This window comes from Bacteroides sp. 1_1_30 (genome assembly GCF_020982715.1).
GTDB classification, from domain to species: domain Bacteria; phylum Bacteroidota; class Bacteroidia; order Bacteroidales; family Bacteroidaceae; genus Bacteroides; species Bacteroides xylanisolvens.
This window is the reverse complement of record NZ_JAJKHN010000186.1, coordinates 1-2,082: the sequence shown is the minus strand read 5'-3', so window position 1 is coordinate 2,082 and position 2,082 is coordinate 1. Positions and strand designations below refer to the sequence as shown.

The following is a 2,082-nucleotide window of genomic DNA, read 5'->3' as shown; positions in this document are numbered from 1 at the left end:
CCTTGGCGCGGGCCGTTCCCCGACCGATGAGTTTTCTAGAGATAAATAATGCGTGACACAGTTTATTTTACACTACCGAAATAAGCAACCTGCCTGAATACGAAAAACACCCTTCAACATTTGCTGAAGGGTGTTTTTTCATACTTATTCTAATTGGCCAAGCGATACACGGAACCAATCTTGTCGCACATCCTATCCGTATCTTCCCCAACCTTCGGATTGATCAGTTCAGCATAGACTTGTGTGGAAAGAATCGATTTGTGTCCTAATACTTTTTGCAAAGTTTCTAACGGCATGCCTTTCAATATAGCCAAAACTGCAAAGGTATGTCTCCCGATATGAGGGGTGATATTTACATTACAATCACACTTTTTCCCTAAAACCTTAAAACTACTTTTCATGGTTTCATAATCACCGACGGGGAAAACGCAATCAGGAGAATCTTTCTTTTTGTTATCACCCTTATACTTTTCTACAAGTTCAATTGCTATAGGTAATAATTTCACGACGTATGCTACGCCTGTTTTTATACGGTTTCCCATGAGCCATGTGCCACCATCAGAATCTGTATGGATATTCTTATAAGTAATTGCTTTCAGATCTGCGAAGGCGAGGCCTGTGAAGCACATGAAAAGTAGCATGTCACGCATAGCCTGCTGACGTTTATACCTCAATTCTACATGTATAAGCCTCTGCAGTTCTTCTTCAGAGAGAAATGAACGTCTTTTATATCCCGGCTTACATCCAAAACCCGTGAAGGGATGAACTTTTATTAAACCTTTCTCTTGAGCGATATGCATTAGCCATTTCATGGTATTAACACGTCCGAATGCTGTAGAACTGGCCGAGCCGCATGTGCCCAACATCCAATTATAATAGTCTTCAATAAAATCTTTGTCAAGTTCATCAAGTGCAATGTCCTCAACATTCTTTTTGTCTTTCAAAAAAAGCAATGCGCTCTTATAATCGGCTACTAAACCAAGATAGGTGCTTTTTGCCTTTTCCTTGCCTACTTTCTCCTTGTATGACTCAAGCTGTTCCCTGAAAAGCTCCATAAGGGTGTGGGAATCTTCTTTAAAACCGACATAGCGGCTATAGACTTTCTTGGCTGTGACAAAACTGTCATGATCGCATATGTATTGGTAATGCTTGGCAATTTGGGCTTTGGCATTATCAAGTTCCTGGTTTAACATTCTAGCTTCTTCGGATTTCCCTTTAGCCCTATTAGCTTTGGCGTCCCATAAAGAAATAGACACCTCCTTCTTACAGCTAAAGCAAGCTGTGGTCTTGTTGATGGTAATACGTCCCATTACAGGTACTTTACCATTCTTAATCGATTGATTTTTAGTGTAAAACAACACTCTGAATGTACTTCTCATAACTCAACTTTTTTAGTTACAAATTTAATTACTGTTGAGGTATTTGAAGTTATGAAGAATAATGCAATATATTGAAAACTAATGCCTTATATCCGATTAGTAGGCAAATTGGAAGAGGTAACAGATAAGTAACATAACTCACTCCCAAATATGCTCTATTTAGCTTTATTCACCACATCCGATTAAAACATTAGTTTTATAACTATTTGAATTTTAATAGGTTTGCACTATATTTGCGCATCTTGAAAAAACACTTTGTTTCAAAGGTTGAAACAAAGTGTTTCCCTTGTTTGAAACTTTTAGTTTCAAACAAGGTTGAAACTAATTACGAAATAGCTTTACTAATTTTACTCAATGGTGGAATCTGGAGGCTGCAATTTGATTTGATTCACGATGAAGAGCAGGTGAAGGGGTGGCTATTCACCTACAAACAGCTTGTTTATCGGCCATACAGAAGAAAAGTGAAGGAGCTGGAAGAATTGGACGTATTATAGAGAAAGAGCATTGAATGATTTAAAACTGAATAAATCTGAATTCTTCTTTTTTTGTTGGTATCGTAAAAGATTACTATTCAGCAAACTTTTGTAACTTCGGTATGTTTTTCAGGAAAGTATTAAGATATAATAGGTTCTTCGTCAAATTTGGTGGTAAGTTTTTCTCCGCTCATTTAGCTAATTCAGTCAGTGCCTATATTTTCTTATGA

1 protein-coding gene is annotated in these 2,082 nt (G+C 37.3%); it reads right to left on the bottom strand.

What is annotated here, in order from left to right; all coding sequences use genetic code 11:
- Positions 1–149: 149 nt before the first annotated feature.
- Positions 150–1,379 carry a site-specific integrase gene (locus LPH68_RS26000; protein ID WP_004311878.1) on the bottom strand — a complete coding sequence of 410 codons (1,230 nt, stop codon included), beginning with the start codon at positions 1,377–1,379 and terminating at the stop codon, positions 150–152.
- Positions 1,380–2,082: the final 703 nt, after the last annotated feature.